Here is a 1,331-nt window from a genome sequence, read left to right as displayed (position 1 = left end):
ACTTTGAAGCATCGAGACTTGTTGGCTTTCAGCGGCTTTGAAACTGCGGAACTTCCAACACTTTCTACCAAATCAGCATCTAGCAAAATTGAAATGCCAAATTGTGCACTTTGAACACTAAAAACTGATCTTTCAGAACAAGAAGTTTGGATTTTGATGATCTTAGCCTTTAAGAAGCTAACGCCCGCCTAAGGGGCTGGCAACGCAAACCACTAAACTCAAACACAACAACCGACACCACCGCGGCTCATTGGGACTGGAAACGCCGCGCGTTGACAGTCCCTCTTGAGGCGTTTGTTATGTGTATGAACTCTAAGCTAAAGTTAGCCTCACCCAAACATGCTACGCGATATTTTATGACCCACTGCAAAGCAAACCACAGCAACACCTATGAAAACTAGGATTGAGAGTAAATATCCAACCGTCGCTGATACGCCAAAGCCCCAAACAAACGAAAATACTAAGCCTTGATATGCTTCGTATGGCCATTGAATTACTGGAAAATGTGAACCGGCTATCACAGTAAAGATTAAAGCTGCCAATCCTAATAGTGATGCCACAATCCCAAACATGCTTGATCTATTCATGCTGAAAACTAAATTGGAAACAAGTCTGCCAATTCTATGTGCTTGTTTCGATTGGGACTAGCTAAAAAACACATAACGCCCGCCTAAGGGGCTGGCAACGCATGCCACTAAACTCAAACACAACAACTGCAACCACCGCGGCTCATTGGGACTGGAAACGCCGCGCGTTGACAGTCCCTCTTGAGGCGTTTGTTATGTGTGTGAATTTAAAGGGAGCTCTATTTCAATCAACCCTTTGATTTCAGATACTCTAACAAACCCCTTTGACTCATACAGATTGATTGCTGGATTTTCACTAAACACACGCAGAACTAGCTTCGTGGATTGTCTGTCGAGCGCATGTCTAACAACTAGCTCAAGGCACTTAGACCCAATTCCGCATCCCTGAAACTCGGGCAAAATTTGAAAATCTCTCAAGAAGGTCACATCGTTACTGTAGCTCAAACGCAACACACCAACACGAGCTAGGCCTAGATAGATTTCGTAGTTGTCTAACTCATCCCAACTACTTAGGAACCGATTATGATCCCAGGTTAGCCCACGGGCTTGATAGTAACTTGCCATATTTGACTTTGTTAAGGACTCTGCAAACAAGAGGTCACTACTAACTTTCAGACTTACTTCCATGCATTTTCCTCTGCTTACACATAACGCCCGCCTAAGGGGCTGGCAACGCATACCACTAAACTCAAACACAACAACCGAAACCACCGCGGCTCAATGGGACTGGAAACGCCGCGCGTT

2 protein-coding genes are annotated in these 1,331 nt (G+C 44.9%); both read right to left on the bottom strand.

Annotated features, from left to right (window positions below):
* Positions 1-329: 329 nt before the first annotated feature.
* A complete protein-coding gene (locus T411_RS1000000121430; RefSeq protein ID WP_001894918.1) occupies positions 330-587 on the bottom strand; it encodes a hypothetical protein in 258 nt (85 codons plus the stop codon).
* 192 nt (positions 588-779) lie between these two features.
* The gene (locus T411_RS0115640) at positions 780-1,214 is read right to left on the bottom strand and encodes a GNAT family N-acetyltransferase (protein ID WP_000453957.1); all 435 of its coding nucleotides are present in this window, start codon (positions 1,212-1,214) and stop codon (positions 780-782) included.
* Between the last annotated feature and the right edge of the window lie 117 nt (positions 1,215-1,331).

The organism is Vibrio cholerae ATCC 14035, assembly GCF_000621645.1.
Lineage (GTDB): Bacteria > Pseudomonadota > Gammaproteobacteria > Enterobacterales > Vibrionaceae > Vibrio > Vibrio cholerae.
This window is presented reverse-complemented; position numbering and strand designations above follow the sequence as displayed.